Genomic DNA, 25,029 nt, shown 5'->3' on the forward strand with positions numbered 1-25,029 from the left:
ACGGAAGAGAAGTGCAGTTCACCGTCGACGGACGTGCCCTGGTCCCGGTGCCCGACAGGCACCGGTCTGGAGTTCCCCCTGATGGATGGCGCGCCGGGTTTCCTGTTCCGGCGGCGCACAGATTCCTCCCGCCCCAGCAAGATCACAAGGGGGTCCCTCGCTCATGCGGAGAATTGGCGGCCGGCCGTCAGCTCCGGCCCGGGCCGCCGCCTCCTGCCTGTTCCCACCGGGGGTACGTCGACCAGCCGATGGTGGCCCGACGGGCAGCGCCTTGGCGAGGCCGCTACGTCTGCCGCACCTCGGCCCCCGGGGGCAGCCCCACGACGTCCCGACGGGGAAGGGGCGCTGCCTCGGCGGCGCCACGACAGGACCGCCCAGGTGCCGGGCGAGGTCCCGGGCATGCCTTGACAGGAAATGACGCTGCGTGGACGCTGCTCGGTCATAACCGGGCGGACTCCCGAATGTGCTGCGTCGGTCGCCCCCGGCAGTTCCTGTACCAATTCAGCCGAATTCGGCAGGAGACCACGAGGCGCGATCCGCACGTTGGGGGGGGCCATGGGCCGGGTCCACGTCCGCGCCCACGGCGCGGTTCCTCCGGAACGATTCGTGGCAGCGCTCACCGACTTCGGTGCCGGCCGCGAGGAGATCTGGGGCAACAGCGACCCGCGCCACCTCGCCGTTCACGACCGCGGGGAGACATGGGCGGAGGTCACCGAGGGCTCCGCCGCGGGGGGTGTCTGGCAGCGACTCCGCTACGACTGGTCGGTGCCCGACGAGGTCACCCTGGAGGTGCTGGACAGCAACGCCTTCGGCGCGGGGAGCCGGTGGACCTACCGGGTGGAGTCCGACGGTGCGGGCGGCTGCCACGTCGATCTGACGATCGAGCGGGTGCCGACGACGACCAGGGGGCGGGTGCTCGACACCCTGCTCGGCCTCGGTGGCGGCGCGTGGTTCGCCCGCGACCTGCGGCGGTCGCTGCGCCGACTGGAGAGCGCGTCGCGGACGCCGGCCTAGACCGGCGGCGTCCTTGACGGGACACATCCGACCACCACCGATGGGGGGACAGCGTGGCGGACCAGAACCATCCGAACTCGGGCATCCGTGTGCTGTTCCGACCAAAGGTCGACCCGCACGCGCCCTCCGCCCGCCCGGAGCCGGAGCTGAGTGCTGCAGGTTTCACCGCTGACCTGGCGGCGGTCCGGCGCCGGCGAGCGGAGTGGGAGGCCACCGCCGACCCGGCCGGCCCCGTGGCGGCCGCCGAGGTGCTGATCCTGCGCCACCGGGAGGTGCTGCTCAGCGGGGCCCGCCCGGAGGACCTGCTCGTCCTCGGCACCGCAGTGGACGAGGCGGTGGAGCGCTTCCCGGCAGAGCCGGACCTGCGCCTCCTGCGGGCCAGGATCGCACTGGAGGTGCACCGCCCGGATGTGGCCACCGAGGCGCTGGCTGCGGTGCCGGGACTCGTCGATCAGCCGCCCGGCCGCGTGCTGGCTGCCGACATCGCCCAGTTCAGCGGCGACTACCGGGCGGCGCGCGCCGGCTATCGGACGGCCGCCAGGGAGGACCCCCGCTGGGAGACCACGGCACGGCTGGCGGCGCTGGCGGTCACGACCGGGGCGTTCGACGAGGCCGACGAGCTGTACACCGCCGCGGAGGACGACCTCGCCACGCAGCGGCGCTCGTTCGCCTGGCTGCGCGTCCAACGGGCCGATCTCGCCGTCGCGAAGGGCAACCACTCCCGGGGTCGCCGACTGCTCACCGACGCCGAACGGGCCTATCCGGGCTGGTGGTACGTCGCCGCCCACCGCGCCGCGCTGGAGGCCGCCGCGGGACGGCACGAGCGGGCGGCGACCGGGTACCGGAGCGTGCTGGCCGTGGTCGACCGGCCGGAGTTCCGGGAGGCCCTGGGCGCCGTGCTGGACGCGGCCGGCGACGCCGACGGCGCGGCCGCGTGCCATGCCGCGGCGCTCTCGGCGTACCTCGCGTCGGTCGCCCGGGGCGAGGTGCACCACCTCCACCATCTGGCCGCCTTCCACGCCGACATCCACCTCCACCCCGGGGCCGCCCTGGCCTGGGCCCGGCAGGACGCCGACCTGCACCGCACCGGGACGACGCTGTCGCTCCTGGCCTGGTGCCTGCACCGCGCCGGACGCCGGGACGAGGCACTGGCCGTGGTCGAGGAGGCGTTCGCCCTCGGCGCCGCCGATCCGCTCCTGCAGGCGCGGGCCCGCGCGATCCGGCAGGGCGGGCGGCCGTGAACCGCCGGGCCGACCTCGTCCTCGAGGGCGGGGGCGTGAAGGGCCTGGGCACCGCCGGCGCCGTCATGGGGCTCCTGGACGCGGGGTGGACCTTTCCACGCGTCGCCGGCACCTCGGTGGGCGCGCTGGCCGCCGCCTTCGCCGCGGCCGGCGCCGACTCCGCCGTCTTCGCAGACGTGCTCGCCCGCCTGGACCTCCGGCGGATCCCCGATCGCCGGGTCCCGCTGCCGCTGATCAGCGAGGGCGTGTCACTGCTCAGAGGACGGGGCGCGTACGCCGGGGACTGGATCCACCGGTGGCTCACCCGCGAGCTGGAGGGTCTCGGCGTCCGGACGTTCGCCGACCTGCGCCGCGACGACCCCGACGACGACCCCGCGCTGACCACCCCCGACCACCGCTACGGGCTGGTCGTCATGGCCACCGACATCACCAACGGCCGGTTGCTGCGGCTGCCGTGGGACTACCCGAAGTTCGGCCTCGACCCCGACGAGCAACTCGTCGCCGACGCGGTGCGGATGTCGCTGTCCATCCCGTTCTACTTCGAGCCCCGCACCCTGCGGAACCCGGTCACCGGCGAGGAGGCGACGATCGTCGACGGCGGGGTGCTGTCCAACTTCGCCATCGAGATCTTCGACCGCACCGACGGCCGCGAGGCGCGCTGGCCGACGTTCGGCGTCCGGCTGCTGCCCGACCTGCCCGCCGGGCTCGGCGACCTGGTGCCGTTCTTCGGCCTGCCCATGTTCCCCGCGGTGCGACTGCTCGAGCAGGTGGTGGCCACGGCCCTGGTGGGGCGGGACCAGACGCACCTGGAGCGGCCGGGCGTGCGCGATCGCACCATGACCGTCGACACCCGGGGGACGGCGATCACCGAGTTCGGCATCGGCATCGTGGAACGCCGGGTGCTCATCGACCGGGGCGGGCAGGCGGCCCGGGGGTTCCTCCGCAGCAGGGAGCCCGCCCGCACCTGAGCGGGTCAGCCCTCGCGGCGCACCCAGGTGCGGGTCGCGACGTCCCGGCCGCGCAGCTCCACCTCGCCGTCGCGTTCCCAGTGCGCGCGCTCCTCCGGATCGGCCGCGAGCACGGTCGCCTCGCTGGCCACCGTCCGGCCGGGGTGCTCCTTGGCCAGCTCGGTCAGCCGGGCGGCCTCGTTCACCGGGTCGCCGATCACCGTGTACTCCAGCCGGCTGGCCGCACCGACCTGGCCTGCCCAGACGGGGCCGCACGCCACGCCGACCCCGACGTCCACCTCGCCGGCGGCCCGGACCTCGTCGCAGATGCGGCGGGCCGCGCGGAGTGCGGCGCCGGCCGGGTCCTCGTGGTCGGCCGGAGCACCGAAGACGCAGAGCGCCGCGTCGCCCTCGAACTTGTTCACCAGGCCGCCGCCGGCCTCCATGGTCTCGACCACGATCTGGAAGAAGCGGTTGAGCAGACCCACCATCTCCTCCGGGCCGGTGCGCCGGACGAGCGAGGTCGACCCGGCGATGTCGACGAACAGCGCGGCGACGGTGCGCTCCTCGCCGCCCAGGGAGACGCCGGTGGCCAGCGCCCGGTCGGCGACCGTCGTCCCGACGTGGCGACCGAACAGGTCGCGCATCCGTTCCCGCTCGGCGAGGCCCGCCGCCATGGTGTTGACGCCCTCCTGGAGGAGCCCGATCTCGCCGGCGTCGTCCACGACGACGCTGACGTCGTAGTCGCCGCGCCCGACCCGGCCGACGGCCTGCCGCAGATCGCGCAGCGGCTGCCCGACGGCGCGGGCGATGAGCAGCGTGGCCAGGCCGCCGACCAGCAGGGCGACGACGACCAGGAAGACGACGGCCGCCTCGCCCGGTCCGCCGGGATTGCTCGGGTCCACGAACAGGAGGACGACGCCCAGCATCGGGACTGCGCTGGTGAGGCCCCAGGTGAGCAGCAGGCGGGGCCGGACGCCGAGGGTGAGCGTGCCCGCGGGCGGGTGAGCCGCGAGGGCCGTGGCCGTGACGCTGCGCGCGGCGCGGGCGACCAGCAGGTAGGTGACCCCGGCGGTCGCGATGCCGCCGAGCAGGGTGGCGATCCCGGTGCGCAGGCCCACCCGGGCGTCCGGGAAGGCCACCGCGGAGACGATCCCGATGAGGACGGCGCCGATCAGCCAGACGACGCCGGCGACCAGGGCGGTGTCGACGGGGAGCCGCAACGCATGGCCGGCCTCGGCGCTGGTCGGTGCGCGGCCGGCCATGAGCCACCGGTTGGTCACGCGCTGGCGGCGCAGCCCGGCGATCGTGGCCGCGGGCAGGGCCACCACGAGGTAGCCGGCGACGGCCAGGAGAACGGTGTTGCGGGCGTCGTCGCCACCGCCGTCGGACACGCCGACGAGGAGCATCGTGACGGTCGCGACCCCCACCAGGTTGGCGACGAGCACGAGCAGGACGATCGCCGGGACGGCGCCGCGCCCGCTCGGCGCCCAGGACGCCCAGGCGCCGTCGCGGCGGACCGTGTCCGGTCCGCCCGTCCGGTCGGCGGTCATGCGCGGCGCAACGACGGACGGGACCGGCCGGACACGGCGGGGCGTGCCATCGGGGTCACTGCGTCATGATCGCGGAGCGACGGCACCCGCGCACCGCACGGGGTGTCGGTGTCGCCCGGTCGTGTGTTCGCAGAGCGCACGCCCGGGCCTAGGGTGGCCGGCATGCCGGACCGCCCGACTCGAACCGACTACCTCCAGTCGCTGGAGCGAGGTCTCGCCGTCCTCCAGGTGTTCTCCAAGGACCATGCGCGGCTGACCCTGAGCGACGTCGCACGGCTGGCCGGGATCACCCGGGCCACCGCCCGGCGGATCCTGCTCACCCTCGAGCACCTCGGGCACGTGCGCGCCGAGGGCCGCCTGTTCTCCCTCACGCCGCGTGTCCTGTCCCTCGGGTTCGGCTACCTGTCCTCGCTGAACCTCTGGGAGGTCGCGCAGCCGTACATGGAGCAACTGGTCGAGCAGACCCACGAGTCGTGCTCGGCGGCGACCCTGGACCTGCCCGACATCGTCTACGTCGCGCGCGTGCCCACCCGCCGGATCATGACCATCGCGCTGGGCATCGGGTCGCGGCTCCCCGCGCACTCGACGTCGATGGGCCGGGTGCTGCTGGCCGACCTCCCGGACGCCGAGCTGGATGCCTTCCTCGCGACGGGTCCCTTCGCGGCCGCCACGGAGCGCACCACCACCGACCCCGAGGAACTGCGGACGGCGGTCCGGCAGGTTCGCGAGCAGGGCTGGTCGATGGTCGACCAGGAACTTGAGACGGGGCTGCGCTCGATCTCCGCACCGATCCGCGGCGCCGACGGGCGGACGATCGCGGCGCTCAACCTGGCCGCCGCCGCGCCGCGGATCGGGCTGGACGAGCTGCGCGGGCAGTTCCTCCCGCCGCTGCTGACGACGGCCGACCAGATCTCCTTGGCCTTCCGGCACAGCGGCCGGCGGTAGCCCCCCGTCAGAGCGGGACGCGGAGGACCTGTCCGACCTGGATCTTGTTCGGGTCACGCAGCCGGCTGGCTGCCGCGATCTTGGCGACCGTCGACCCGGTCGCCCGGGCGATCGCGCTGACGGTGTCGCCACGGACGACCTGGTGCAGCTGATAGCCCTGCATCCCGCCGATCACGATGATCGACACCGACTGGGTGTCCAGGCCCTGGTCGCGCATCCCGGACGGGTCGTCGCCGAAGAGCTCGAACGTCGCGTGGCCGATGTAGTCGGTGCCGACCGCCGCCTGGTGGACGAAGGACTCCAGCAGGCCCATCGACCCGGCGGTGAACGACCCCTCGGCGAGCACACCGTCGGGCGCGCGGATCACCCAGCCGTACGTCGCCTCGAAGGCCGTCCCGAGCGCGGCGATCGCGAGCGTCCGGCCGACGAGGTCCCACGGCTGCGGCTGCCTGAGCGAGATCCCGTAGAGGTCGGTCACGCAGTGCTCCCCCGCGGCGAGGGCACCGGCACCGGCCGGATGTTCTGGTTCAGGTGGAACAGGTTGTCGGGGTCGTAGCGCCGCTTGACCTCGCTCAGCCGGCGGTAGTTGGCCCCGTAGTTGTCGGCCACCTTGTCCTGGTCGTCAGGGGAGGCGAAGTTGACGTAACCCCCGGCCTCGGAGTGCGGCGCGATCGCGGCGTAGTACTCGCGCACCCACCGGATGTTCTTCTCGTTGTCGGCGGGGTCGGGCCACATGCCGGCGATGACGGGAGCGAAGTTCGCATCGCGGTGCCCGAACGCCGTGGCATCGGCAGACACGTCGTGCACCGCGCCGTCGATCGGGTACAGGTGCACCGTCGAGTTCACGGTCGGCACCTTGGGCCCGTGCTCCATGTGCACCGCGATGGCCTCGTCGGTCATCTCGCGCACGTACGCGGCCTTCCAGTAGTGCTGCAGTCCCGGCGGCACGAGGCCGTCGAACGCACTGTTCAGCGCGGCGTACGGCATCTCGCCGATGTGCTCGGCGACCGGCATGGCGACGTCCCGGAAGCCCTGGAGCAGCCGCTCGCCCTCCTCGGCCGGTCCGTTGAAGCACGAGACGAGGGCGACGAACGGCTGGCCGGCGCGGTCCGCCGGTACGAACGGCAGCGGAGGGGCGATCTGGAAGGCCGGGAAGCCGCCGAACTCGCGCGGCGCGGTCGTGATGAAGTCCCGGAAGTAGCGCAGCAGGGCGACCCCGTCGGACAGCTCGAAGAACATCGGACCGCCGTAGATCGTGGTCACCGGGTGCACCCGGAAGGTGAACTCGGTGACGACGCCGAAGTTGCCTCCGCCGCCGCGGAGCGCCCAGAAGAGGTCGGGGTTCTCGTCGGCGTTCGCGGTGACCAGGGAGCCGTCGGCGGTGACCACGCGGGCGGAGACCAGGTTGTCGCAGGACAACCCGAAGCCGCGGGAGAGGTAGCCGATGCCGCCGCCGAGGGTGAGGCCGCCGACCCCGGTGGTGGAGATGATGCCGCCGGTCGTGGCCAGGCCGTGCGCCGCGGTCACGTCGTTGAAGCGCCCCCAGGTGGTGCCGCCACCGGCCGTCGCCGTGCGGGCCGCGTCGTCGACGTGCACCGACTGCATCGGCGACAGGTCGGCGACGATGGCGCCCTCGGCGGTGCCGAAGCCCGGCACGCTGTGCCCACCCCCGCGGACGGCGAGATCCAGCCGGCGTTCGGCTGCCGCCCGCACGACCTCGACGACGTCCTCGTCATTGGCGCAGCGGACGATCGCGGCGGGGCGCACGTCGACCATCGCGTTGTAGACCCGCCGGGCTTCCTCATAGCCCTCGTCGCCGGGACGGATCACGGTGCCGGCCACGCGGTCCTTCAACGCTGCCAATGCCTGTGTCATAGCTGCTCCTCGCTCGGAGCGCACGCACCCGCGGTTCGAGCACGCACGCAGATGGCGGCGCCGAACGTAGGGCGACGGCCATCGACCGGACACGGTCCTAGGTCCCTGTCACGGGAGCGTCACAGGCGACGGCCCGGGAGCCGGCTCAGCGGGCGCCGAACTCCTCATCGGTGACGTGGTCGCCCCACGTCGCGTCGTCGTCCTCCCAGATGGCGGTGTGCACCATGAAGTTGTCCGGGGCGGCGCCGTGCCAGTGCTCCTCGCCCGGCGGCGTGTGGATCACGTCGCCGGGCCGGATGACGACGACCTCGCCGCCGCGGGACTGGACCAGGCCGACGCCGTCCGTCACGTGCAGGGTCTGGCCCAGCGAGTGCGAGTGCCACGCCGTGCGGGCGCAGGGTGCGAAGCGGACCGTGTTGACCCGCACCCGCGAGGGCGCCTCGCCCCGGGCGATGACGTCGAACCACACGTCACCGGTGAACCACTGGGCCGGTCCCTTGGCGCTGGCCTGCTTGGGGAGCAGTTCCACGTCGTTCTCCTTCGATCAGGGCTGGACGAGGACCTTGAGGGCGTCGCGGGCGTCCATGGCGCGGTACCCGTCGGGGACGCCGTCGAGGTCGACGGTGCGGTCGAACACCTTGCCCGGCTCGATCCGGCCCTCGAGGACGTCGGGGAGCTGCTCCTCGATGTACGGGCGCTGCGCGCCGGGCCCGCCGGTCAGGGTGATGTTGCGGCCGAACAGGCTGCCGAAGCCGACCGGCGCCGCCTCGTACTGCGGCACGCCGACCCGGCTGATGACGCCGCCGGCGCGGACGACGCCGTACGCCTGCTGGTAGGCCGGCATGTGGCCGACGCATTCGAGAACCGTGTGGGTGCCGTGTCCGCCGGTGAGCTCGCGCACCGTGGCGATGCCCTCCTCGCCGCGCTCGGCGACGACGTCGGTGGCACCGAACTCCCGGCCGAGGTCGGTGCGGTCCTTGTGCCGGCCCATGAGGACGATCCGCTCGGCGCCGAGCCGCTTGGCGGCGAGCACCGCCAGCAGCCCGACCGCGCCGTCACCGATCACCGTGACCGTCGTCCGGGCGTTGACACCCGCCGTCACGGCGGCGTGGTGACCGGTGATCAGGACGTCGGACAGCGTCAGCAGCGAGGGCAGCAGCGCCGAGTCCTCACCCACCGGCGCCGGAACGAGGGTGCCGTCGGCCTGCGGCACGCGGACGGCCTCGGCCTGGGCGGTGGAGAAGAAGCCACCGTGCTCGCACGAGGTGGTCAGACCCTCGCGGCAGAACGCGCAGGTGTTGTCGAACCAGGCGAACGGGGCGATCACGAGGTCGCCGGCCTTCACGGTGCTGACCGCGGAACCGGTCTCCTCGACCACGCCGATGAACTCGTGGCCCATCGGAGAGCCCTCGGCGGAGGCCGGCATCGAGTGGTAGGGGTGCAGGTCGCTGCCGCAGACGCAGGTGCGGACGACGCGCACCAGCGCGTCCGTGGGCTGCTGCAGCGCCGGGTCGGGCACGTTCTCCACGCGCACGTCGCCGGGGCCGTACATCAGGGTTGCTCGCACGAAGATCTTTTTCCATTCCGTAGGGGTACTGACAGGGCCACCCTCAGGCGTTCGCCGGGGCATCGTCGTGAGCCAGGGAGGAGGAGAGCTCCCGGTGGGCGGCCACCTGGGCGAGCAGGTCGTTCGCTTTCTGCTCGACACCCTGGACGGCGTCGGCGCCGGCGACCCAGCGCAGCGGCGGGTTCTCCTGAGTGGCGACCTGGACGAGGCTGACGGCGAGCTTGGCCGGGTCGCCGCCCTGCCGGCCGTTCATGTCGTTCCAGGCGGCGACGGTCTGCCGGGTGCGCTCGGCGTAGTCGTCGATCGAGGGCTCGGCGTAGTTCGTGGACCCCGCCGTGAGCAGGTCGGTGCGGAAGAACCCGGGCTCGACCACCGTGGTGCGGATGCCGAACGGCGCGACCTCGGGCGTCAGCGACTCCATCCAGCCCTCGAGGGCGAACTTCGACGCGGCGTAGGCGCTGGTGAACTCCCCGCCGATGAGTCCGGCGGTCGAGCTGATCGTGACGACGTGACCGGCCCGCTGAGCCCGCATGACCGGCAGCACCGCGCGGGTGACGTTCAGCGGGCCGAACAGGTTGGTCTCGATCTGGGCCCGGAAGTCCTCCGGGGTGATCTCCTCGAAGAATCCGGCGTAGAAGTTGCCGGCGTTGTTGACCAGGACGTCGATCCGGCCGAAGCGCTCGACGGCGGCGTCGACAGCCGCCCGGGCACTGGCCGGATCGGTGATGTCCAGGGCGACCGTCAGCAGGTCGTCGTGCGGGCCGACGGCGGCGCCGACCCGCTCGGGGTCGCGACCGGTGGCCACGACCGCGTGGCCCGCGGCCAGGGCGGCCAAGGCGATGTCCACGCCCATCCCGCGGCCTGCGCCCGTGACGAACCAGACCTTCTTGTCACTCATGAGTTGCCTTCCATGCGGAGTCGTCGGGACGAGGGGTGCGTTCGCGACCTCGTCGGAACCCAGGGAACGCGCGTCGGCGGGGATGTGGGAGAGCCTGGGCTGAGGGGGTACCGCCAGGGACCCCCTCATGGCCGGACGACGACCTAGCCTGGTCGTCGTGGACAACCGCAAGGAGCTGCGCGAGTTCCTGATCTCCCGGCGCGCGAAGGTCACCCCGGAGCAGGCGGGTCTGCCGACCTTCGGCGGGCACCGGCGCGTGCCCGGGCTGCGCCGGGAGGAGGTCTCGCTCCTCACCGGCGTCAGCGTCGAGTACTACACGCGCCTCGAGCGGGGCAACGCGCAGGGCGTCTCGGAGTCCGTGCTCGAGTCGCTCGTCCGCGCACTGCAGTTGGACGAGGCCGAGCGCGCCCACCTGTTCGATCTCGCCCGGCGGTCGACCTCCGCGAGTCCGGCCCGCCGACGTCCCGCGCACCGGGTGCGCCCTGGACTCCAGCAGCTTCTCGACGCGATGACCGACGTCCCCGCGTTCGTCCAGAACGGGCGCCTGGACGTCCTGGCCACCAACGAGCTCGGGCGGGCGCTGTACTGCGACCTGTACGACGGCGACGTCGTCCGCGGTGCTGCGGGCCGCCCGCCGAACCACGCCCGCTACACGTTCCTCGACGCCCGTTCGACGGACTTCTACCCGGACTGGAACCTCGCGGCGCGGACCGGGGTCGCACTGCTGCGCGCCGAGGCGGGACGGCGCCCGGACGACCGGATGCTCACCGAGCTCATCGGTGAGCTGACCACCCGCAGCGACCGGTTCAGCGCCCTGTGGGCCGCGCACGACGTCCGGCGGCACACCGCCGGCACCAAGCACTTCCACCACCGCGTCGTCGGTGACCTCACGCTCGACTACGAGACGATGGAACTCCCGGGCGACGAAGCCCTGGCGCTGATCAGCTATACGGCTGCACCGGGGTCGACGTCGCACCAGGCGCTGCGCTTCCTCGCCAGCTGGGCCACGTCACCCGTCCAGGAGCCGGCCTCCGATCAGGTTCCCGAGGACCGCCCCGCCTGAGCCGGCTCGGGCGACTCCCTCAGAGCGCCGGCGACGATCTCCCGCAGTTCGGCGCGCGTGGGGCCGGAAGTGAACGCGGGCCGCCAGCCGGACTCGTAGACGCGGCGGGCAAGAGGTTCCACGGGGTCCAGACACGAGGGCAGTTGCAGCATGGAGATGTATCCCCCGAGCGCCGGCCCGATGGCGGGGTCCCGCTCGGCCGCGGCCATGATCAGGTCCGAGGGCAACCGACGGGTGAGGTCGACGTCCCCGCCCTCCCACCGACGGACGGAGTCCCCGTCCATGTCCACGTGGTCGACGACCCACGGGCGCATGGTGGCCTCGCACCAGTCGCCGAACGGCTCCCCCACGAGTCCCGGATCCGTCACACTGCCGAGCAGCGCCACCAGCTGCTGGACCTGGAGGAACGTCGTCGCCACGCCGCGGCCGAAGATCGGGGTGGTCGTGGCCACCGCGTCACCGACGCTGACGAGCCCGGGGATGCACGGCCGTCCGTCGCGCCCTCGCTGTCCGCGGTAGGTGTTGTACAGCGGGCCGCCGGGAAGGACGTCGGTCACCGGGGCCGCGCGCTCCGGGTCGGTCCACGCGGCGAGGCCGGGGATGGCTCGGCAGACGGCCTCGAAGGCCGTCTGGTGCCGCAGGTCCTTCAGCGCCGGATCGGCGGTCGGCCGCACCAGCACCACCGAGAAGTGGCCCTGCTCGTGCAGGAACACCAGGACCTGATAGCCGTCGAAGTCTCCCTGCCAGGCGAGCTGATTCGACATCGGCCCGGGCTCCGCGCCGTCGTGCAGGCGGTACTGCCGGTCGACGTACGCCATGCCGCACGGGCCCCCCGCCGAGGCGGGCGCGCGCAGCGCGTCGACGCTCCGGCCGGACCGTCCGGATGCGTCCACCACCAGATCCGCCTCCACCGGAGAGCCGTCGACGACGATGCCGCGCACCCGCCCGGCCGAGGAGATCACGCCGTCCACGTGCCCCTGCGCGACCGTCAGGCCCGGCACCGTGTCCGCCGTCGCCCGCAGGGCTCGCTCGAAGGTGTCGCGGCGCGACCGGTGCCCGGCGGGCACGACGCCCATCCCGGGGACGTCGAAGGTGATGGGCTCGGCGCCGCGAGCGAGCCACGCGTCCAGCGCCGCCGGCCACTCGCGCCCGAGTGCCCTCCCTACCTGCGGCCGGAAAGCGTGCGCGTGGTGGAACTGCATCACCCCGGGCCGCGGCCAGTGGCCGGCCGGCGGCCGGGTGTCGCGGTCCACCGCGATGACGTCGTGGCCCCGGCCGGCCAGCGCACCACCGAGGAACAAGCCGGCCGGGCCGGCTCCGATGATCGCGACCCGCATCAGAACGCCTCGTCCCGCGCCCAGGGCGCCTCGACTGGAGGGAGCGTGTTCTCGTGCGGGTCGCCGCGTCAACGGGATTGGGTGTCAGTCGGCGACCTCGCGCCGGGACAGGCGGACCTCCTCGATGTCCAGCCGGGCCTGGTACTGGCGCAGCACGATGTCGTCGATGCGCTGTTCGTCGCGGAGCGCGAGCACCGTGGTCCGCTTGCGGGCGAGCAGGGCGAGCCGCAGGGCGGCGTACTGCTCCTCGTGACGGGCCACCGGCTCGTCCTCGTCGTCCTCACCGACATGCGTGACGTGCAGGTGCTCCTCGTACTCGCGCCGGGTCCGCTCGATCACGTCCGGGTCGGTGCCCAGCTCCGCGGCAACCCCGGGCAGCGCCGCCAGGGCCGCGCCGGTGGCCTCGCTCTGGGCGAGCCGCTGCTCCTCCTCGACGGAGGTGTCGCGAGGCAGCCGGGCCCAGCGGACCACCGCCGGCAGGATCAGCGCCTGCAGCAGGGTCACCGCGATGACGCCCGCGGTCACGAAGACGATCAGGTCGCGCCCCGGGAACGACTCACCGGACGCCACGGTCTGGGGCACGGCGAGCGCCGCGGCGAGCGACACGGCGCCCCGGAAGCCGGCCACACCGTTGACCACGCGCCCTCGGGGTCCGACTCGACGGAGGCGCTGCTGCGGCCGTCGGTCCAGCGCGCGGATCACGTAGGGCATGGTGAACAACCAGGCGAAGCGCACGCCGATCACCACGGCCGAGACGGCGGCCACGGCGAACAGCCCGCGTGCCAGGTCGGTGCTGGTCAGCCCGCGGACCGACGCCTGGACCTCCAGCCCGACGAGCACGAAGAGGGCGCCGTTGAGCAGGTAGGTCGACAGCGTCCAGAACGCCGTCGTCATCTGGCGGGTGTCTGCCCGGCTCAGGCGCGGGCCGACCTGGCTCATGATCAGTCCGCACACGACGACGGCCAGGACCCCCGAGGCCTCCACGACCTCCGCCAGCAAAAAGGCACTGAACGGCGTCAGCAGGATGAGCACGTTCTCCAGCAGCAGGTCGTCCAGGCGCCTCCTGGCCTGGGTCGCCAGCCAGGCGACCAGCACCCCCACCAGCGCGCCGCCGCCGTAGGAGACCAGGAACAGACCCGCCACGTGCAGCGTCCCCACGCTCTCCTCGCCGACCGTGACGCCGACGGCGAGGCCGTACACGACCAGCGCGGTGCCGTCGTTGACCAGGCTTTCAGCACGCAGCGTGGTGACGGTCCGGCGTGGCAGCGCCCGGGCCAGGACGCCGACGGCCGTGGCGTCGGTCGGCGCCAGTGCGGCTCCCAGCACCCACGCGGGCCCCCACGGCAGCCCCAGGGCGTGCCCGACCGCCGCGACCGCCGCGGCCGTGGCGATCACGAGCAGGGTGCTCGCGAGGACGATCACGCGCAGGTTGCTGCGGATCTCCCGCAGCGAGGTGGTCAGGCTCTCCCAGTACAGGAGTGCCGGCAGGAAGATCAGCAGCATCGCCTCGGGCGGCAGGTGCACCTCACGCAGCGCGGGGACGAACCCGAGGAGCACGCCGCAGAGGAGCAGGAGGAGCGGCGGGGCCAACCGCAGCCGGCGGGCCAGGACCCCGGCGATCAGCAAGGTCGCGCCGAGGACGACGACCAGTTCGAGTCCGAGCATGTGTCCCCCTCCGGCGGACGGTCAGACGTCGACGGCGACGCTGATCGTCACGGTGTCACCCACGGTGATCCGCTCGGCGTTCCGGACCTTGTCCTTCAGCGGCACCACGTAACCGCCGTCCTTGGGGAACAGCGACGTCGTCCACCGGGTGGACCCGATCCTGAGCTCGGCGGGGATCATCCCCCAGCCGTAGGTCACGAGTGCTGACGCTGCGCGCAACTCCTCGCACTCGGGGTCGGGCACGGTGACGAAGTGGTACGGCGACGGCCCCCGCCAGGACCACACCTCGCCGGTGAACTCCAACTCCACGTGGTCAGCCTAGGAAACGGAGTCCTGCGACACGCTCCGGACGATCGTCCGGGCGGCCGCGCGCCCCTCCGGCGCAGGCACCAGCGGGTAGACGTGCACGGCGCCCTCGCACACCGTGACCTGCGGCGTGACCCCCTCCGTGGCGCAGCGGTCCTTCAGGAGCAGGACGTCGGGGAGGCAGAGTTCACGGGTGCCGACGTAGACGTCCATGGGGGCCAGACCGGAGAGCGGCCCGTTCAGCGGGCTGAGCCGGGGGTCGGTGGGGTCGTCGCCGCCGGCCCACGCCGCTGCGGCCTCGGCCAGTCCGACCCTGTTCAGCCAGGGATCGCGGATGGCGTCGAGGTCGGGATTGCTCAGCGTCAGGTCCAGCCACGGGGAGATCAGCACCAGCCGGCCCGGCTGCGGGAGGCCCACTCCGGCCAGGGTCTGGGCGAACCCCAGTGCCAGACCCCCACCGGCGGAGTCACCGACGAACGTGATCGCGGAGGCGTCGACGTCGGCGAGCAGCCGGCGGTAGACGGATCCGAGGAACGGATACGCCTCCCGGTAGGTGTGCTGCGGAGCGAGCCCGTAGCTGGGCACCTCCACGCGGACGCCGGCGTCGGCCAGCGCGGAGATCAACGTCCAGTGCTGCGGGGAGATCTCGCTGATGTAGGCACCGCCGTGGAGGTAGATCGCCGCGCGCGTGGACCGGCCGTCCCGGGGGGCGACCGTGGTGCACGGGAAGCCCTCGACCTCCCGGCTGCGTACGTCGTGCCGCTTGCGCAGTGCCGCGGGTGGTGCGTAGGACGCCTTCGGCGCCGCGATCCGCTTCCGGGCACGTTCGACGGTGGCCATCCCGCGTTTGCGGGTCAGCCGCAGTACCGCCCGCACAGCTCTCATCCGCAGGCTGGCCATCTGCTCCCCCGTTCGCCGGCGTTCGTGCCGCGGAGACCCTATGCGTCCGCCTCGGCAGGCAACCCCGGGCCATCGGTGCGCGTCCAGGAGGCAGACGACCGAAAGGAGATGCGATGTCGGGGCACGCACGACTGGCCGTTGCTGCCTGCGCGGCCGCGGGGCTCGCCGCATGCGGCACGGCGGGCGCCTCGCCGTCGGTGCACCGGGGAGCGGTGGTCCCGGTGCAGACCGGGACCATGACCTCGGCCGAGGTCCCCGAGCGTCAGACCGCCTTCGGTCTCGACCTGCTGCACGCGGTGTGCGGAGGGACCGCGGGCGAGAACCTGCTGCTCTCACCGACCTCGGCGGCGGAGGCACTGAGCCTGCTGTTCCCCGCCGCCGACGGACGGACCGCGGACGCCGTGGGTGCCCTGCTCCACCTGCCGCCGTGGTCACCGGACCTCGTCGCCGCGATGCGCGAACACACGCAGGCGCTCGACGGCCTGCGCTACGACGGCGACCTGGACGCCGACGACGCACCCGACGCGCTGCAGATGAGCAACCGGCTCTGGACGGCGACCGGCCTGGAACCCGACCCGCGCTACCTCGACGACCTCGCGACCGCCTTCGACGCGGACGTGCGCGCGCTCGACTTCGCCGGCGATCCGGACGGCGCCACGGACCGGATCAACACCACGGTCGCCGACGACACCCGCGGGATCATCGAGGAGCTCTTCGACGAGCCCCTCCAGCCCAGCACGGTGGCCGTCCTGACCAATGCCCTGCACCTCAGGGCCCGGTGGGCGGACGCCTTCGACGACACCGAGCCGGCTCCGTTCGCGACGCCGTCCGGCGAGGTGGACGTCGACATGATGAGCGGCGCGACCGGTGCCGGCCGCGCCGTCGACGGGTGGCAGTCGGTCGAGCTGCCCTACCGGGACGGCACCCTGAGCGCGGTCGCCGTCCTGCCGCCCGAGGGCACCGATCCCTGCACGGTCGACGGCACGACGCTGGCCGGACTGCAGGACGCCGAATCGGAGGAGACGGGTGTCCGACTGCCGCGGATGACGATCGCGCAGTCACACCAGCTGCTCGACGTGCTGGCCGGTATGGGACTGCCGGCCGAGGGCGACTACTCGGGGCTCGGCGCGGACGGTCTGCGGATCTCGCAGGTGGTGCAGAAGACGTTCCTCGAGGTCGACGAGGAGGGCTCGGAGGCGGCGGCCGCGACCGGGGTGGCGATGGACGTGTCCGCGGCAGCCCCCGGGCAGTCGGAGACCGTCACCTTCGATCGTCCCTTCCTCGTCCTGCTCACCGACACGGCGACGCGGTCACCGTTGTTCGTCGCCGTCGTCGACGACCCGTCCACCTGACCGGCCACCGCGCGACGGTCGTCCCGCCCCCGCCAGGATGGGTCCATGCCCTCCGCGCTCCCGCCGTTGCCCACCTCCGTCGTCGGCAGCCTCCCCCAGCCCGACTGGCTCATCGACCGGGACCGGCTCGGGCACCAGTTCCCGCCGCGGGTCCGGGCGGCAGAGCTCTGGCGGATACCGGCGCAGCACCTCGTCGAGGCCCAGGACGACGCCACCCTGGTCACCATCCGGGCTCAGGAGGAGGCCGGGCTGGACATCCTCACCGACGGCGAGATCCGCCGGGAGTCCTACTCCAACCACTTCGCCACGGCGCTCGAGGGCATCGACGTCGGCAACCCGGGAACCGTCCGGAACCGGTCGGGCATCGACATCCCGGTGCCCCGGGTGACCGGCGAGATCCGGCGGCCCCGGCCGGTCCAGGTCGAGGACGTCCGCTTCCTCCGGACCCACACCGACCGCACGATCAAGATGACGGTCCCAGGCCCGTTCACCATGGCGCAGCAGGCGCAGGACGATCACTACGGCGACGACCGCGCGCTGGCGCTCGCCTATGCCGACGTCGTCCGTGCCGAGATCGCCGACCTGTTCGCGGCCGGCGCCGACATCGTGCAGATCGACGAGCCGTGGCTGCAGGCGCGCCCGGAGGTGGCCCGCCGCTACGGCGTCGAGGTGGTCACCCGCGCCGTGGCCGATGCCGCGGGACCGGTGCACGTGCACCTGTGTTTCGGGTACGCGGCGATGGTCGCCGAGCGGCCGGAGGGCTACTCGTTCCTGCCCGAGCTCGCGGACGTGCCGGCCGACACGATCTCGGTCGAGACGGCGCAGTCGCATCTGGACCCCACCAGCCTGCGGCCGCTGCGCGGGAAGGGGATCGCGCTCGGCGTCCTCGACCTCTCGACGCCCGACGTGGAGACCCCGGAGACGATCGTCATCCGCGTGCGACGCGCGCTCGACCACGTGGACGTCGACAAGCTCGTCCTCTCCAGCGACTGCGGCCTGAAGTACCTCCCGCGGGCGTCGGCGGTCGGCAAGATGCGCGCACTGGCCCAGGCAGCCGCGATGCTGCGGTCCGAGCTGTAGGCAGGGGACGTACGAGAGCCCCGGTCGGTGACCCGACCGGGGCTCTCGTGCACAACAGGGGTGGTGGAGGTGGCGGGAATCGAACCCGCGTCCTTCGGCGCATTACCAGGGCTTCTCCGAGCGCAGTCCGCACTGCCTCTACTCGACCCCACCGATCCTGCAGACAAGTCGGTGTGACGGGCCCAGTCGCTGTGTGGTGTCCTACGCGCGTCCGCGACCGGCGCGCGCAGTGAGTCATCTAGCTGATGCCAGGATCCGGGCCGATGACGAACCCGGGCTGACAGACTCGCCTAGCTACCGTCAGGCAGCGAGAGCGAAGTCGCGCTGATTGGAATCGGCGCTTGTGTTTTTTGCAACGGATGGTTAACGAGCTCATCGTTGCCTTCCTCGGCTCGCTTCCCCTGGTCACACGACCGAAGTCGAGACCATTCACCCCCTGTGTAGTTGTACGGAGAGGGTAACGGTCCCGGGCCCGGCCGTGTTCCCCCGGACGGGGGTGTCCCTCACCGGACCCGCCGCAGCCACCACCGCTGCCACGGCGTCTCGACCGCCCGCCGGGAGTATGCCGAACGCACCCAGTGGACGGCGGCAGCCGGGTCCAGCCCGTCGAGGACGGCGAGCGCGGCGAGCGCCGTCCCGGTCCGCCCCACTCCCCCGCGGCAGGCGACCTCGACCCGCTCGCCGGCGGCCGCCCGGCGACGCAGCTCCCGCAGGGCATCGAGCGCGTCGGCGGTGCTGGTCGGGACCCAGTAGTCGGGCCAGCGGACGCGCCGGTGCGGCCACGGCGGCCGTGGCCCCTCGGCCAGGACGAGAGCGAAGTCGGCCGAACTCGTTGCCTGGCCCAGTCGTCGTCCGCGGACGAGCGCACCGCCGGGCAGCCGGACGACGCCCCGCTCCTGCGCCCAGTCCGCCATCGCTCAGATCCAGTCGCGCCGCTTGAACACCAGGTAGAGCGTCAGGCTGACTCCGAGCATCAGCAGCAGTGCCAGCGGATAGCCGAACTGCCAGCTCAGCTCGGGCATCTCGTCGAAGTTCATCCCGTAGACGGTGCCGACGAGGGTGGGCGCAAAGAGGATGGCCGCCCAGGCGGAGATCTTCTTGACCTCCTCGCCCTGCGCGATCGAGGCCTCGGTGAGCTCGCGGATCTCCTCGTTCTGCCGCTGGGCGACCAGGGTCGCGTTGACGGTGAGGATGTCGCGCAGTTGCAGCCGGAAGCCCTCCGCCCGCTCGTTGACCTGGGTGACGTGGTCGGCGACGTCCCGGAGGTAGCTGCGCAGCTCCTCGTCGACGCCGTACTTGTCGAAGCCGGCGGTGATCGCGGCGAGGATCGCGGTCAGGGGCACCGACGCCCGCTGGAACTCCAGGACCTCCTGCGACAGCTCGTAGATGCGCCGCGAGACCCCCGGGTCCCCGCGGAAGACCTCGGTCTCGATCTCGTCGATGTCGTTGGCCAGCCCGTCGACGACCGGCCGGTACCCGTCGACGACGGCGTCCAGCGTCGCGTACAGCACGGCCTCGCTGCCCTTGGCCAGCAGCGCCGGCTCGCTCTCCAGCCGCCGGCGCACCCGGGAGAGATCGGGCGACTCGCTGTGCCGCACGGTGATAGCGAAGTCGGCCCCCAGGAACAGGTGCAGCTCCCCGAACTCGACCTCCTCCGCCTCGTCCAGGTACCGCGCCGACTTGAGGACGACGAACAGCGTGTTCCCGTAGCGCTCGAACTTGGGCCGCTGGTGGGCCTTGATCGCGTCCTCGACGGCGAGCTCGGGCAGGTCGAAGAGCTCCGCGAGGGCGCCCAGCTCCTGCGGCTCGGGACGGTAGAGGCCCAGCCACGCCAGCCGGTCCTCCCCCGCGAGCAGCTCGTCGCGGCTCTCCTCGGCGGTCGGGGGCGTGGCGACCCGGCGTCCGTCGGAGTAGACGGCGTTGTCGACCACTCGGGAGCGTGCGGCGGGCGCCGCGGGTGCGGGTGCCCCGGCGAGCGGAGGACGCAGCTCGCCCCGCGCGGGCCGGCGGGTGAGCGTGGTGAGGGCGGTGAGCGGCGCGAGGCGACGGTCGGTCATGACGGGCTCCCGGACGGGCGGAGGGCGGTGGGCACCGGGAGGTTCTCCGCACACGCCGTCCGGCCGCGCACTGCCGCGGCGATCAGGTGGGGAGGACCTCGGGCCCGGTACTGGGGGGCTCGGTACGCGAATCGCTGCGCATCGGCTCACCTCTCTCCCGCAGAAGGCCGCCGTCCCGTGCGGAGGCCGTCGTCCATCGTGTCATGTGCTGTCCAGTCGCCCGGACGGGTGACAGGCTCAGCGTCCGCCGGCGAAGACCTCGGCCGAGAACGCGCCGCCGGCGACCAGTTGTCGCGCGAAGCCCTTGCCGATGTCGATCACCCGCGCCGTCCGCTCCGGACCGAGGAGCAGCCACGGGTCGGCCGACAGCACGTCGGTCTCGGCCTCGATGCGGGCGCGCAGGTCCTGCCCCTCGGCGGTGAGTCCGTCGTCGGACAGCAGACCCCGCTCGACCAGCGCGGCCGACTCGGCCGCCCACTCGTCCTCGCTCCAGCCGCGGGTCGCCTTGGCCGCGGGCAGGGTGAAGCCGCGGCCGGTGGCGGTGTGGGTGATCAGCGCCTCCAGACCGTTGAGGTCGGCGTGCAGCAGGGCGGCGATGTGGCCGTCGCCGCGGTGCTCGCGCAGCAGCGTCGCGGCGTGCCAGAGGTCGAGCAGCGGCTCGCCGGGCCAGCCGAGGTCGGCGTGCCCGGCGTAGAGGGGGCGCCCCTCGGGGGTCAGCGCATCGCACGCCTCGCGCAGCAGACCCGCGAGTTCCGCGAACTCGGCGGAATCGATGACGTCGGCGCCGAGCAGTCTGGTGAGCGACGCCCGCGCGACCTCCCACCGGGCGTCGACCACCTGGTCGGGGGACGCCAGGGTCCAGGCGCGCGGGATCATGTGCGCGACCAGCGAGGGCGAGAAGTTGTAGAAGGTCGCCGTCACGACGCCGGCTCCGACCGCCCCCATCGGCGCGGCCCGGCCGGCGAAGTAGGACATCCGGCCCGGGCGCAGCCCGAGGGCGCTGAACTTCTCGTCGTGCTCGGGCGCGAAGTACATGTGCGCGTGCAGGGGTTCGATCGCGCGGTGGGCGCGGGCCACGACCGCGGGATCGAGACCGGACGGGTGCTGATCGGCGCTGACCATGCGCCGCACCCTACTGAGCGACCGACTCCGCCACCGGGGGCAGGTCCAGCGACCAGGAGACCCGGGTCCGGACGGTCCGGAAGCCCAGCCCCTCGTAGAGCCGGAGGGCTCCGGTCACGTTGTCGGTGTCGACGCCGAGCCCCGCGCTCGCGCAGTCGTTGCCGGCCGCCGTCCGCAGCACCTCGGCGATGAGCGCGCTGGCCACCCCCCGGCCCCGGGCGGCGGGGAGCACGCCGATCTGGCCCAGCACGACCTCGCGCGTGCCCCGCGCCGCGGTGTCGGCCTCGTAGACGTAGGACAGCACGTACCCGACGACCGCCCCGTCCTCGACGGCCAGGCGGGAGAGATCGGGCCGGAAGCCGCGCTGCCCGGTGAACAGCGCGCGCCACGCCTCCGGGTCCCGCTCGGAGGACCCGTGATGCCGGGTGAAGGCGGCGTTGTGCGCCCGGCGGATCTCGTCGTCCCGGTCCCAGGTGAACGGCACGAGTTCGACGCCGGCGACGGGCCGTGTCTCCGGGACGTCGGTGAGCGGGCGCTGCATCTCGCGGTACCAGCGCTCCGCCGCGAGACCGGCCCGGCGCACCAGCGACTCGAGTGCCGGCATGCCCCCGGGGACCTCGACGGTCAGCGCGCCCGGCGCCTCCGGGTGCCGCTCGGCGTGCAGCGCCGTCCCGCGGTCGAGCTGCCAGGCCAGCAGCGCCCGGCCGATGCCGCGTCCCCGGACGTCGGGACGCACCCGGCCCTCGAGGTAGACCGCGAACGCGTCCCGGAAGGTCGGGGACGCCATCACCGTCACGTACGCCACGACGATGCCCGCTGCGTCGCGGACGGCCAGACCATCGTGCCCGGGGTCCAGGCCCCACCCCTGCCACCACTCGGCGACGTCCTCGGCGTCGGGGTACTCGCCCGTGGAGTCGACCTGCTCGGCCGCGGCGAGCAGGGCGGCGACGGCGGCCACGTCGTCGTCGGACAGGGCGACGGCGCTGAAACCGTCGGGCAGCGGAGGGCTCACGCCGTCCGAGGCTAGGGAGCGAACGGCCGCCGGGCGACCGGATTTGCAGACGCCGCTCCGGCCGTCGCGCTGCGGGTCACTTCCGGACGAAGAGGCAGAACGGATGGCCTGCCGGGTCGCGGTAGACGCGCACGACCTCGCCGTCGTCCTCGTGGCCGCCCGCGAGCTCGGCGCCGGCCTGCACGGCGAGGGCGCCGGCCGCCTCGAGGTCGTCGACCAGGATGTCCAGGTGCTGCTGCATCTGCTGGGTGCCCGGCTCGGGCGGCCACACCGGCGGCACGTGGTCGGTCTCCAGCTGGAAGGACAGCCCGGTGCTCCCGTCCGCCGGCCGCAGGGTCGCCCACTCCTCCTCGTCGTCGCGGATCGGCCAGCCGAGCAGCCGCTGGTAGAAGCGGGCCAGGCCGCGCGGGTCGGGGGTGCCCAGTACGGCGGCGGTGAGGGTGAAGCTCGGCATCATGCCTCCAGTCCGAACAGACGGGCACCGTTCTCCCAGAGGACGGCGCGCAGCCACTCCTCCCCCAGGTCCAGCCGGTGCAGTGCCGCCAGCTGGTGGGCGTAGGGGTACGGGATCGAGGGGAAGTCGCTGCCGAGCAACACCTTGCCCCGCAGGGCCGACAGCCGGGGCCGGTCCGCCAGGTCGAAGGGCATCAGCCGCTCGGTGAAGTCGGTGGCGAACATCGTGGTGTCCAGGTGCACCCGCTCGTAGCGCTCGGCCAGGTCCATGAACTCGCGGTACTCCGGCATGCCCAGGTGCGCGATCACCAGCTGCAGCCGGGGATAGCGCTCCAGCAGACCGGTCACCGGCCGCGGCCCGGTGTGCTCGCCGGACAGCGGGCCGGACCCGCAGTGGATGACGACGGGGGTGCCGGTCTGCTCGAGCCGCGCCCACACGGCGTCGAGCTGGGGGTGCCGCGGGTCGAAGGCGCCGACCTGCACGTGCACCTTGAAGATCCGGGTGCCGCGGTCCAGCGCCTCGGCGACGTAGAAGGGCGCCTCCGGCTCGGGGAAGAACGTCGCCGACGGGAGAACGTGCGGATGCGCGGCGGCGAACTCGGCCGACCAGTCGTTCAGCCAGGCCGCCATCCCGGCCCGGTGCGGGTAGGGCAGCGTCGGGAACGCGCGGACGCCGAGCTGTTCGAGGACGGCCAGGCGCTCGTCCTCGGGCAGCGGGTAGGTGATCGGCCAGGCGGCGCCGTAGTGCGCCTCGGCCGAGGCGAAGTAGCGCCAGACCTTGGCCTGCACCCGCTCCGGCAGGAAGTGCACGTGGACGTCGACCAGCCCGGGCAGGCCGAGCTCGCGCCAGTACCGCGGGACGTCGGCGTCGTCGGCCGGCGGCTGCACCGGACTCATCATCGGAGGGTGACGACGACCTTGCCTCGGACGTGCCCGCCGGCGACCAGGCGGTGCGCGTCGGCGATCTGTTCCAGCGGGAACGCCTTCGCGATCGACACCCGCAGCTGGCCCGCGTCGGCCATCCGCCCGAGCTCCTCCAGGTCGTGCTGGTCGGGCCGGACGAAGACGTAACGCCCACCCAGGTCGAGGACGGCGGTGTCGATGATCGAGGCGATCCGCCCCCCGTCGCGCACCTGCTGGGGCGCGTCGGCGAGCGTCTCCCCGCCGACCAGGTCGAGGACGGCATCGACCGGCTTGCTCAGCTGCCCGCTGATCGGGCCGGCCGCGTAGTCGAGCATCTCCGCCGCGCCGGCGTCCCGGAGGAAGCCGTGGTTCTTCGGGCTCGCCGTCCCGATGACGTGCGCACCGAGTGCGGCCGCGATCTGGACGGCGAAGAAGCCGACCCCGCCGGATGCCCGGTGCACCAGCACCCGGTCGCCCTCGCCGACGTCGAGCACCTCGGCGAGCGCCTGGTAGGCGGTCAGCCCGGCCAGCGGCAGTGCCCCGGCCTCGGCGAAGGACAGCGACTCCGGCTTGTGCGCGAGGCAGCGCTGCGGCACGGGCACGAGGTCGGCAGCCGTGCCCCACTGGACGTCGTCCCGGCGGACGTAGCCGAACACCTCGTCGCCGACCGCGAAGTCGACCACCGCCGGGCCCACCTGCTCCACGACGCCGCTGAGGTCCCAGCCGGGGGTGATGGGGAAGTGGTGGGGATAGGCGCCGACGAGGTAGCCCTCGCGGATCGCCACGTCGACCGGGTTGACGCCCGCGGCGTGCGCACGGACGAGGACGACGTCCGGACCGACCGGCGGCTCCGGGTGGTCGGCAACGATCCGCAGGACCGACTCGTCGCCGAACCCGTCGTAGACGGCGGCTCTCAACGGCGGCCCTTCACATAGCGCCCGAAGGCCTTCTGGATCTCCCGGCGCGAGTCGCGCTCGGCGAGATCGTGCCGCTTGTCGTAGGACTTCTTGCCCTTCGCCAGCGCCAGCGTGGCCTTGACCTTGCCGTCCTTGAAGTACAGGTCCAGCGGGACGAGCGTGAGCCCGCCCTCCTTGATCTTGCTGACCAGCTTGTCGATCTCGGCGCGGTGCATCAGCACCTTGCGCTTGCGGCGCGGCGCGTGATTCGTCCAGGTGCCCTGCATGTACTCGGGGATGTGCACGTGCTGCAGCCAGACCTCGCCGTCGTCGATCGAGGCGAACCCGTCGACGAGGGAGGCGCGGCCGGCACGCAGGCTCTTCACCTCGGTACCGGTCAGCGCGAGGCCGACCTCGTAGGTGTCGAGGATCGAGTAGTCGTGCCGCGCCTTCTTGTTCTGGGCGATCAGCTTTCGCCCTGTCTCCCGCGGCATGACCCCAGGTTACCGTCGGGGCGGAGAACGATCATGGCGCCGGCCCGGGTCGACCGCCGCCGGGCACTCTCGCGCCCGGGGCGGGCGGCGTCCTCCGGATCGCGGGGCGTCGGCACCAGGTCGGCCGTCACCCGGAGGAGCTCGGCCCGGACGCCCTGCCGGGCGACGCGCCGTGCCGCCTCCGAGCCGGACAGTCCGCTCGCCAGGGCCGTCATCGCCGTGGCCATGGCGCCCGCACCGAGCGCGAAGTCGACCACCTCGGGCAGGCCGAGGTCGGGAACCGGTCCGTGTCGATGCGGGTCGCCGTGCATGCCCTCAGCGGCCACCCGGACGGGGGCCGTGCAGTCAC

At 73.1% G+C, this 25,029-nt stretch carries 26 protein-coding genes and 1 other RNA gene; 7 read left to right on the top strand and 20 right to left on the bottom strand.

The window, feature by feature from the left end; all coding sequences use genetic code 11:
• The first annotated feature begins 606 nt into the window (after positions 1-606).
• From E4P38_RS05225 to E4P38_RS05235, 3 genes are read left to right on the top strand one after another with little or no spacing between them, the layout of a single operon-like run.
• Positions 607-1,014, top strand: coding sequence for a hypothetical protein (locus E4P38_RS05225; protein ID WP_245160803.1), 408 nt, complete (start codon positions 607-609; stop codon positions 1,012-1,014).
• Positions 1,015-1,067: 53 nt separating this feature from the next.
• Entirely contained in the window at positions 1,068-2,255 is a 1,188-nt protein-coding gene (locus E4P38_RS05230; RefSeq protein WP_135130720.1) for a hypothetical protein, read from the top strand.
• The gene (locus tag E4P38_RS05235) at positions 2,252-3,223 is read left to right on the top strand and encodes a patatin-like phospholipase family protein (protein ID WP_135130721.1); all 972 of its coding nucleotides are present in this window, start codon (positions 2,252-2,254) and stop codon (positions 3,221-3,223) included. Before E4P38_RS05230 ends, E4P38_RS05235 begins: the two co-directional genes overlap by 4 nt.
• A 5-nt stretch (positions 3,224-3,228) precedes the next feature.
• On the opposite strand, the gene E4P38_RS05240 is transcribed toward E4P38_RS05235, so the two are convergent.
• Positions 3,229-4,755 carry an adenylate/guanylate cyclase domain-containing protein gene (locus tag E4P38_RS05240; protein WP_135130722.1) on the bottom strand — a complete coding sequence of 509 codons (1,527 nt, stop codon included), beginning with the start codon at positions 4,753-4,755 and terminating at the stop codon, positions 3,229-3,231.
• Positions 4,756-4,917: 162 nt separating this feature from the next.
• Here E4P38_RS05240 and E4P38_RS05245 point away from each other — a divergent pair, with 162 nt between their 5' ends.
• The gene (locus E4P38_RS05245; RefSeq protein WP_135130723.1) at positions 4,918-5,700 is read left to right on the top strand and encodes an IclR family transcriptional regulator C-terminal domain-containing protein; all 783 of its coding nucleotides are present in this window, start codon (positions 4,918-4,920) and stop codon (positions 5,698-5,700) included.
• Positions 5,701-5,707: 7 nt separating this feature from the next.
• Here the strand turns inward: E4P38_RS05245 and E4P38_RS05250 are convergent, their stop codons facing one another.
• From E4P38_RS05250 to E4P38_RS05270, 5 genes are all read right to left on the bottom strand, one after another.
• Positions 5,708-6,178: a LysM peptidoglycan-binding domain-containing protein gene (locus E4P38_RS05250; protein ID WP_135130724.1), complete on the bottom strand. Its 471-nt coding sequence runs from the start codon at positions 6,176-6,178 to the stop codon at positions 5,708-5,710.
• Complete coding sequence (locus tag E4P38_RS05255; protein WP_135130725.1) at positions 6,175-7,575, bottom strand: FAD-binding protein; 1,401 nt, start codon at positions 7,573-7,575, stop codon at positions 6,175-6,177. Before E4P38_RS05255 ends, E4P38_RS05250 begins: the two co-directional genes overlap by 4 nt.
• A gap of 145 nt (positions 7,576-7,720) precedes the next feature.
• The gene (locus E4P38_RS05260) at positions 7,721-8,104 is read right to left on the bottom strand and encodes a cupin domain-containing protein (protein WP_135130726.1); all 384 of its coding nucleotides are present in this window, start codon (positions 8,102-8,104) and stop codon (positions 7,721-7,723) included.
• Positions 8,105-8,119: 15 nt separating this feature from the next.
• Positions 8,120-9,142 (bottom strand): alcohol dehydrogenase catalytic domain-containing protein, encoded by a 1,023-nt coding sequence (locus tag E4P38_RS05265; protein ID WP_209308945.1) that lies wholly within the window; start codon positions 9,140-9,142, stop codon positions 8,120-8,122.
• 43 nt (positions 9,143-9,185) lie between these two features.
• Positions 9,186-10,040: an SDR family NAD(P)-dependent oxidoreductase gene (locus tag E4P38_RS05270; protein WP_135130727.1), complete on the bottom strand. Its 855-nt coding sequence runs from the start codon at positions 10,038-10,040 to the stop codon at positions 9,186-9,188.
• A gap of 157 nt (positions 10,041-10,197) precedes the next feature.
• Between E4P38_RS05270 and E4P38_RS05275 the strand changes: the two genes are divergently transcribed.
• Complete coding sequence (locus E4P38_RS05275) at positions 10,198-11,103, top strand: helix-turn-helix transcriptional regulator (RefSeq protein WP_135130728.1); 906 nt, start codon at positions 10,198-10,200, stop codon at positions 11,101-11,103.
• Here E4P38_RS05275 and E4P38_RS05280 read toward each other — a convergent pair.
• The 4 genes from E4P38_RS05280 to E4P38_RS05295 form a co-directional block, all read right to left on the bottom strand.
• Positions 11,076-12,440 carry an FAD-dependent monooxygenase gene (locus E4P38_RS05280; protein WP_135130729.1) on the bottom strand — a complete coding sequence of 455 codons (1,365 nt, stop codon included), beginning with the start codon at positions 12,438-12,440 and terminating at the stop codon, positions 11,076-11,078. The genes E4P38_RS05275 and E4P38_RS05280 overlap by 28 nt on opposite strands.
• Before the next feature lie 84 nt (positions 12,441-12,524).
• Positions 12,525-14,105 (bottom strand): Na+/H+ antiporter, encoded by a 1,581-nt coding sequence (locus E4P38_RS05285; protein WP_135130730.1) that lies wholly within the window; start codon positions 14,103-14,105, stop codon positions 12,525-12,527.
• A 21-nt stretch (positions 14,106-14,126) separates the two neighbouring features.
• A complete protein-coding gene (locus E4P38_RS05290; RefSeq protein ID WP_135130731.1) occupies positions 14,127-14,414 on the bottom strand; it encodes a DUF1905 domain-containing protein in 288 nt (95 codons plus the stop codon).
• Positions 14,415-14,423: 9 nt separating this feature from the next.
• Complete coding sequence (locus E4P38_RS05295; RefSeq protein WP_245160804.1) at positions 14,424-15,296, bottom strand: alpha/beta hydrolase; 873 nt, start codon at positions 15,294-15,296, stop codon at positions 14,424-14,426.
• 128 nt (positions 15,297-15,424) lie between these two features.
• Here E4P38_RS05295 and E4P38_RS05300 point away from each other — a divergent pair, with 128 nt between their 5' ends.
• A complete protein-coding gene (locus tag E4P38_RS05300) occupies positions 15,425-16,663 on the top strand; it encodes a serpin family protein (protein WP_135130733.1) in 1,239 nt (412 codons plus the stop codon).
• Between the two features lie 45 nt (positions 16,664-16,708).
• Positions 16,709-17,743: a uroporphyrinogen decarboxylase family protein gene (locus E4P38_RS05305; RefSeq protein ID WP_135130734.1), complete on the top strand. Its 1,035-nt coding sequence runs from the start codon at positions 16,709-16,711 to the stop codon at positions 17,741-17,743.
• A gap of 61 nt (positions 17,744-17,804) precedes the next feature.
• Here E4P38_RS05305 and ssrA read toward each other — a convergent pair.
• From ssrA to E4P38_RS05355, 10 genes are all read right to left on the bottom strand, one after another.
• Positions 17,805-18,180: a transfer-messenger RNA gene (gene ssrA, locus E4P38_RS05310) on the bottom strand.
• 66 nt (positions 18,181-18,246) lie between these two features.
• Positions 18,247-18,657, bottom strand: a complete 411-nt coding sequence (locus tag E4P38_RS05315) for a protein-tyrosine phosphatase family protein (protein WP_135130735.1) — start codon at positions 18,655-18,657, stop codon at positions 18,247-18,249.
• A 3-nt stretch (positions 18,658-18,660) separates the two neighbouring features.
• Positions 18,661-19,800: a magnesium and cobalt transport protein CorA gene (locus tag E4P38_RS05320; RefSeq protein WP_135130736.1), complete on the bottom strand. Its 1,140-nt coding sequence runs from the start codon at positions 19,798-19,800 to the stop codon at positions 18,661-18,663.
• Positions 19,801-20,037: 237 nt separating this feature from the next.
• Positions 20,038-20,922, bottom strand: a complete 885-nt coding sequence (locus tag E4P38_RS05325) for a hypothetical protein (protein ID WP_209308947.1) — start codon at positions 20,920-20,922, stop codon at positions 20,038-20,040.
• Positions 20,923-20,932: 10 nt separating this feature from the next.
• A complete protein-coding gene (locus E4P38_RS05330) occupies positions 20,933-21,934 on the bottom strand; it encodes a GNAT family N-acetyltransferase (RefSeq protein WP_135130737.1) in 1,002 nt (333 codons plus the stop codon).
• A 76-nt stretch (positions 21,935-22,010) separates the two neighbouring features.
• Positions 22,011-22,388 carry a VOC family protein gene (locus tag E4P38_RS05335; RefSeq protein ID WP_245160805.1) on the bottom strand — a complete coding sequence of 126 codons (378 nt, stop codon included), beginning with the start codon at positions 22,386-22,388 and terminating at the stop codon, positions 22,011-22,013.
• A complete protein-coding gene (locus E4P38_RS05340) occupies positions 22,388-23,284 on the bottom strand; it encodes an amidohydrolase family protein (RefSeq protein WP_209308948.1) in 897 nt (298 codons plus the stop codon). Before E4P38_RS05340 ends, E4P38_RS05335 begins: the two co-directional genes overlap by 1 nt.
• Complete coding sequence (locus E4P38_RS05345) at positions 23,284-24,207, bottom strand: NADP-dependent oxidoreductase (RefSeq protein WP_135130740.1); 924 nt, start codon at positions 24,205-24,207, stop codon at positions 23,284-23,286. Before E4P38_RS05345 ends, E4P38_RS05340 begins: the two co-directional genes overlap by 1 nt.
• Positions 24,204-24,680: an SsrA-binding protein SmpB gene (gene smpB, locus E4P38_RS05350; RefSeq protein WP_135130741.1), complete on the bottom strand. Its 477-nt coding sequence runs from the start codon at positions 24,678-24,680 to the stop codon at positions 24,204-24,206. Before smpB ends, E4P38_RS05345 begins: the two co-directional genes overlap by 4 nt.
• Positions 24,653-24,991 (bottom strand): hypothetical protein, encoded by a 339-nt coding sequence (locus tag E4P38_RS05355; RefSeq protein WP_135130742.1) that lies wholly within the window; start codon positions 24,989-24,991, stop codon positions 24,653-24,655. The genes smpB and E4P38_RS05355 overlap by 28 nt, the downstream gene beginning before the upstream one ends.
• Positions 24,992-25,029 lie beyond the last annotated feature (38 nt).

It is taken from the genome of Blastococcus sp. CT_GayMR16 (genome assembly GCF_004570875.1).
Taxonomy (GTDB): Bacteria; Actinomycetota; Actinomycetes; order Mycobacteriales; family Geodermatophilaceae; genus Blastococcus_B.

What these genes read in the sequence shown, in the direction of transcription:
- E4P38_RS05320 (WP_135130736.1), bottom strand. Translation starts at nt 19,800, where the DNA reads ATGACCGACCGTCGCCTCGCGCCGCTCACCGCCCTCACCACGCTCACC.
- E4P38_RS05355 (WP_135130742.1), bottom strand. Translation starts at nt 24,991, where the DNA reads ATGCACGGCGACCCGCATCGACACGGACCGGTTCCCGACCTCGGCCTG.
- E4P38_RS05335 (WP_245160805.1), bottom strand. Translation starts at nt 22,388, where the DNA reads ATGCCGAGCTTCACCCTCACCGCCGCCGTACTGGGCACCCCCGACCCG.
- E4P38_RS05315 (WP_135130735.1), bottom strand. Translation starts at nt 18,657, where the DNA reads ATGGCGGACTGGGCGCAGGAGCGGGGCGTCGTCCGGCTGCCCGGCGGT.
- E4P38_RS05325 (WP_209308947.1), bottom strand. Translation starts at nt 20,922, where the DNA reads ATGGTCAGCGCCGATCAGCACCCGTCCGGTCTCGATCCCGCGGTCGTG.
- E4P38_RS05305 (WP_135130734.1), top strand. Translation starts at nt 16,709, where the DNA reads ATGCCCTCCGCGCTCCCGCCGTTGCCCACCTCCGTCGTCGGCAGCCTC.
- E4P38_RS05255 (WP_135130725.1), bottom strand. Translation starts at nt 7,575, where the DNA reads ATGACACAGGCATTGGCAGCGTTGAAGGACCGCGTGGCCGGCACCGTG.
- E4P38_RS05245 (WP_135130723.1), top strand. Translation starts at nt 4,918, where the DNA reads ATGCCGGACCGCCCGACTCGAACCGACTACCTCCAGTCGCTGGAGCGA.
- E4P38_RS05340 (WP_209308948.1), bottom strand. Translation starts at nt 23,284, where the DNA reads ATGAGTCCGGTGCAGCCGCCGGCCGACGACGCCGACGTCCCGCGGTAC.
- E4P38_RS05300 (WP_135130733.1), top strand. Translation starts at nt 15,425, where the DNA reads ATGTCGGGGCACGCACGACTGGCCGTTGCTGCCTGCGCGGCCGCGGGG.
- smpB (WP_135130741.1), bottom strand. Translation starts at nt 24,680, where the DNA reads ATGCCGCGGGAGACAGGGCGAAAGCTGATCGCCCAGAACAAGAAGGCG.
- E4P38_RS05240 (WP_135130722.1), bottom strand. Translation starts at nt 4,755, where the DNA reads ATGACCGCCGACCGGACGGGCGGACCGGACACGGTCCGCCGCGACGGC.
- E4P38_RS05270 (WP_135130727.1), bottom strand. Translation starts at nt 10,040, where the DNA reads ATGAGTGACAAGAAGGTCTGGTTCGTCACGGGCGCAGGCCGCGGGATG.
- E4P38_RS05280 (WP_135130729.1), bottom strand. Translation starts at nt 12,440, where the DNA reads ATGCGGGTCGCGATCATCGGAGCCGGCCCGGCCGGCTTGTTCCTCGGT.
- E4P38_RS05295 (WP_245160804.1), bottom strand. Translation starts at nt 15,296, where the DNA reads ATGAGAGCTGTGCGGGCGGTACTGCGGCTGACCCGCAAACGCGGGATG.
- E4P38_RS05285 (WP_135130730.1), bottom strand. Translation starts at nt 14,105, where the DNA reads ATGCTCGGACTCGAACTGGTCGTCGTCCTCGGCGCGACCTTGCTGATC.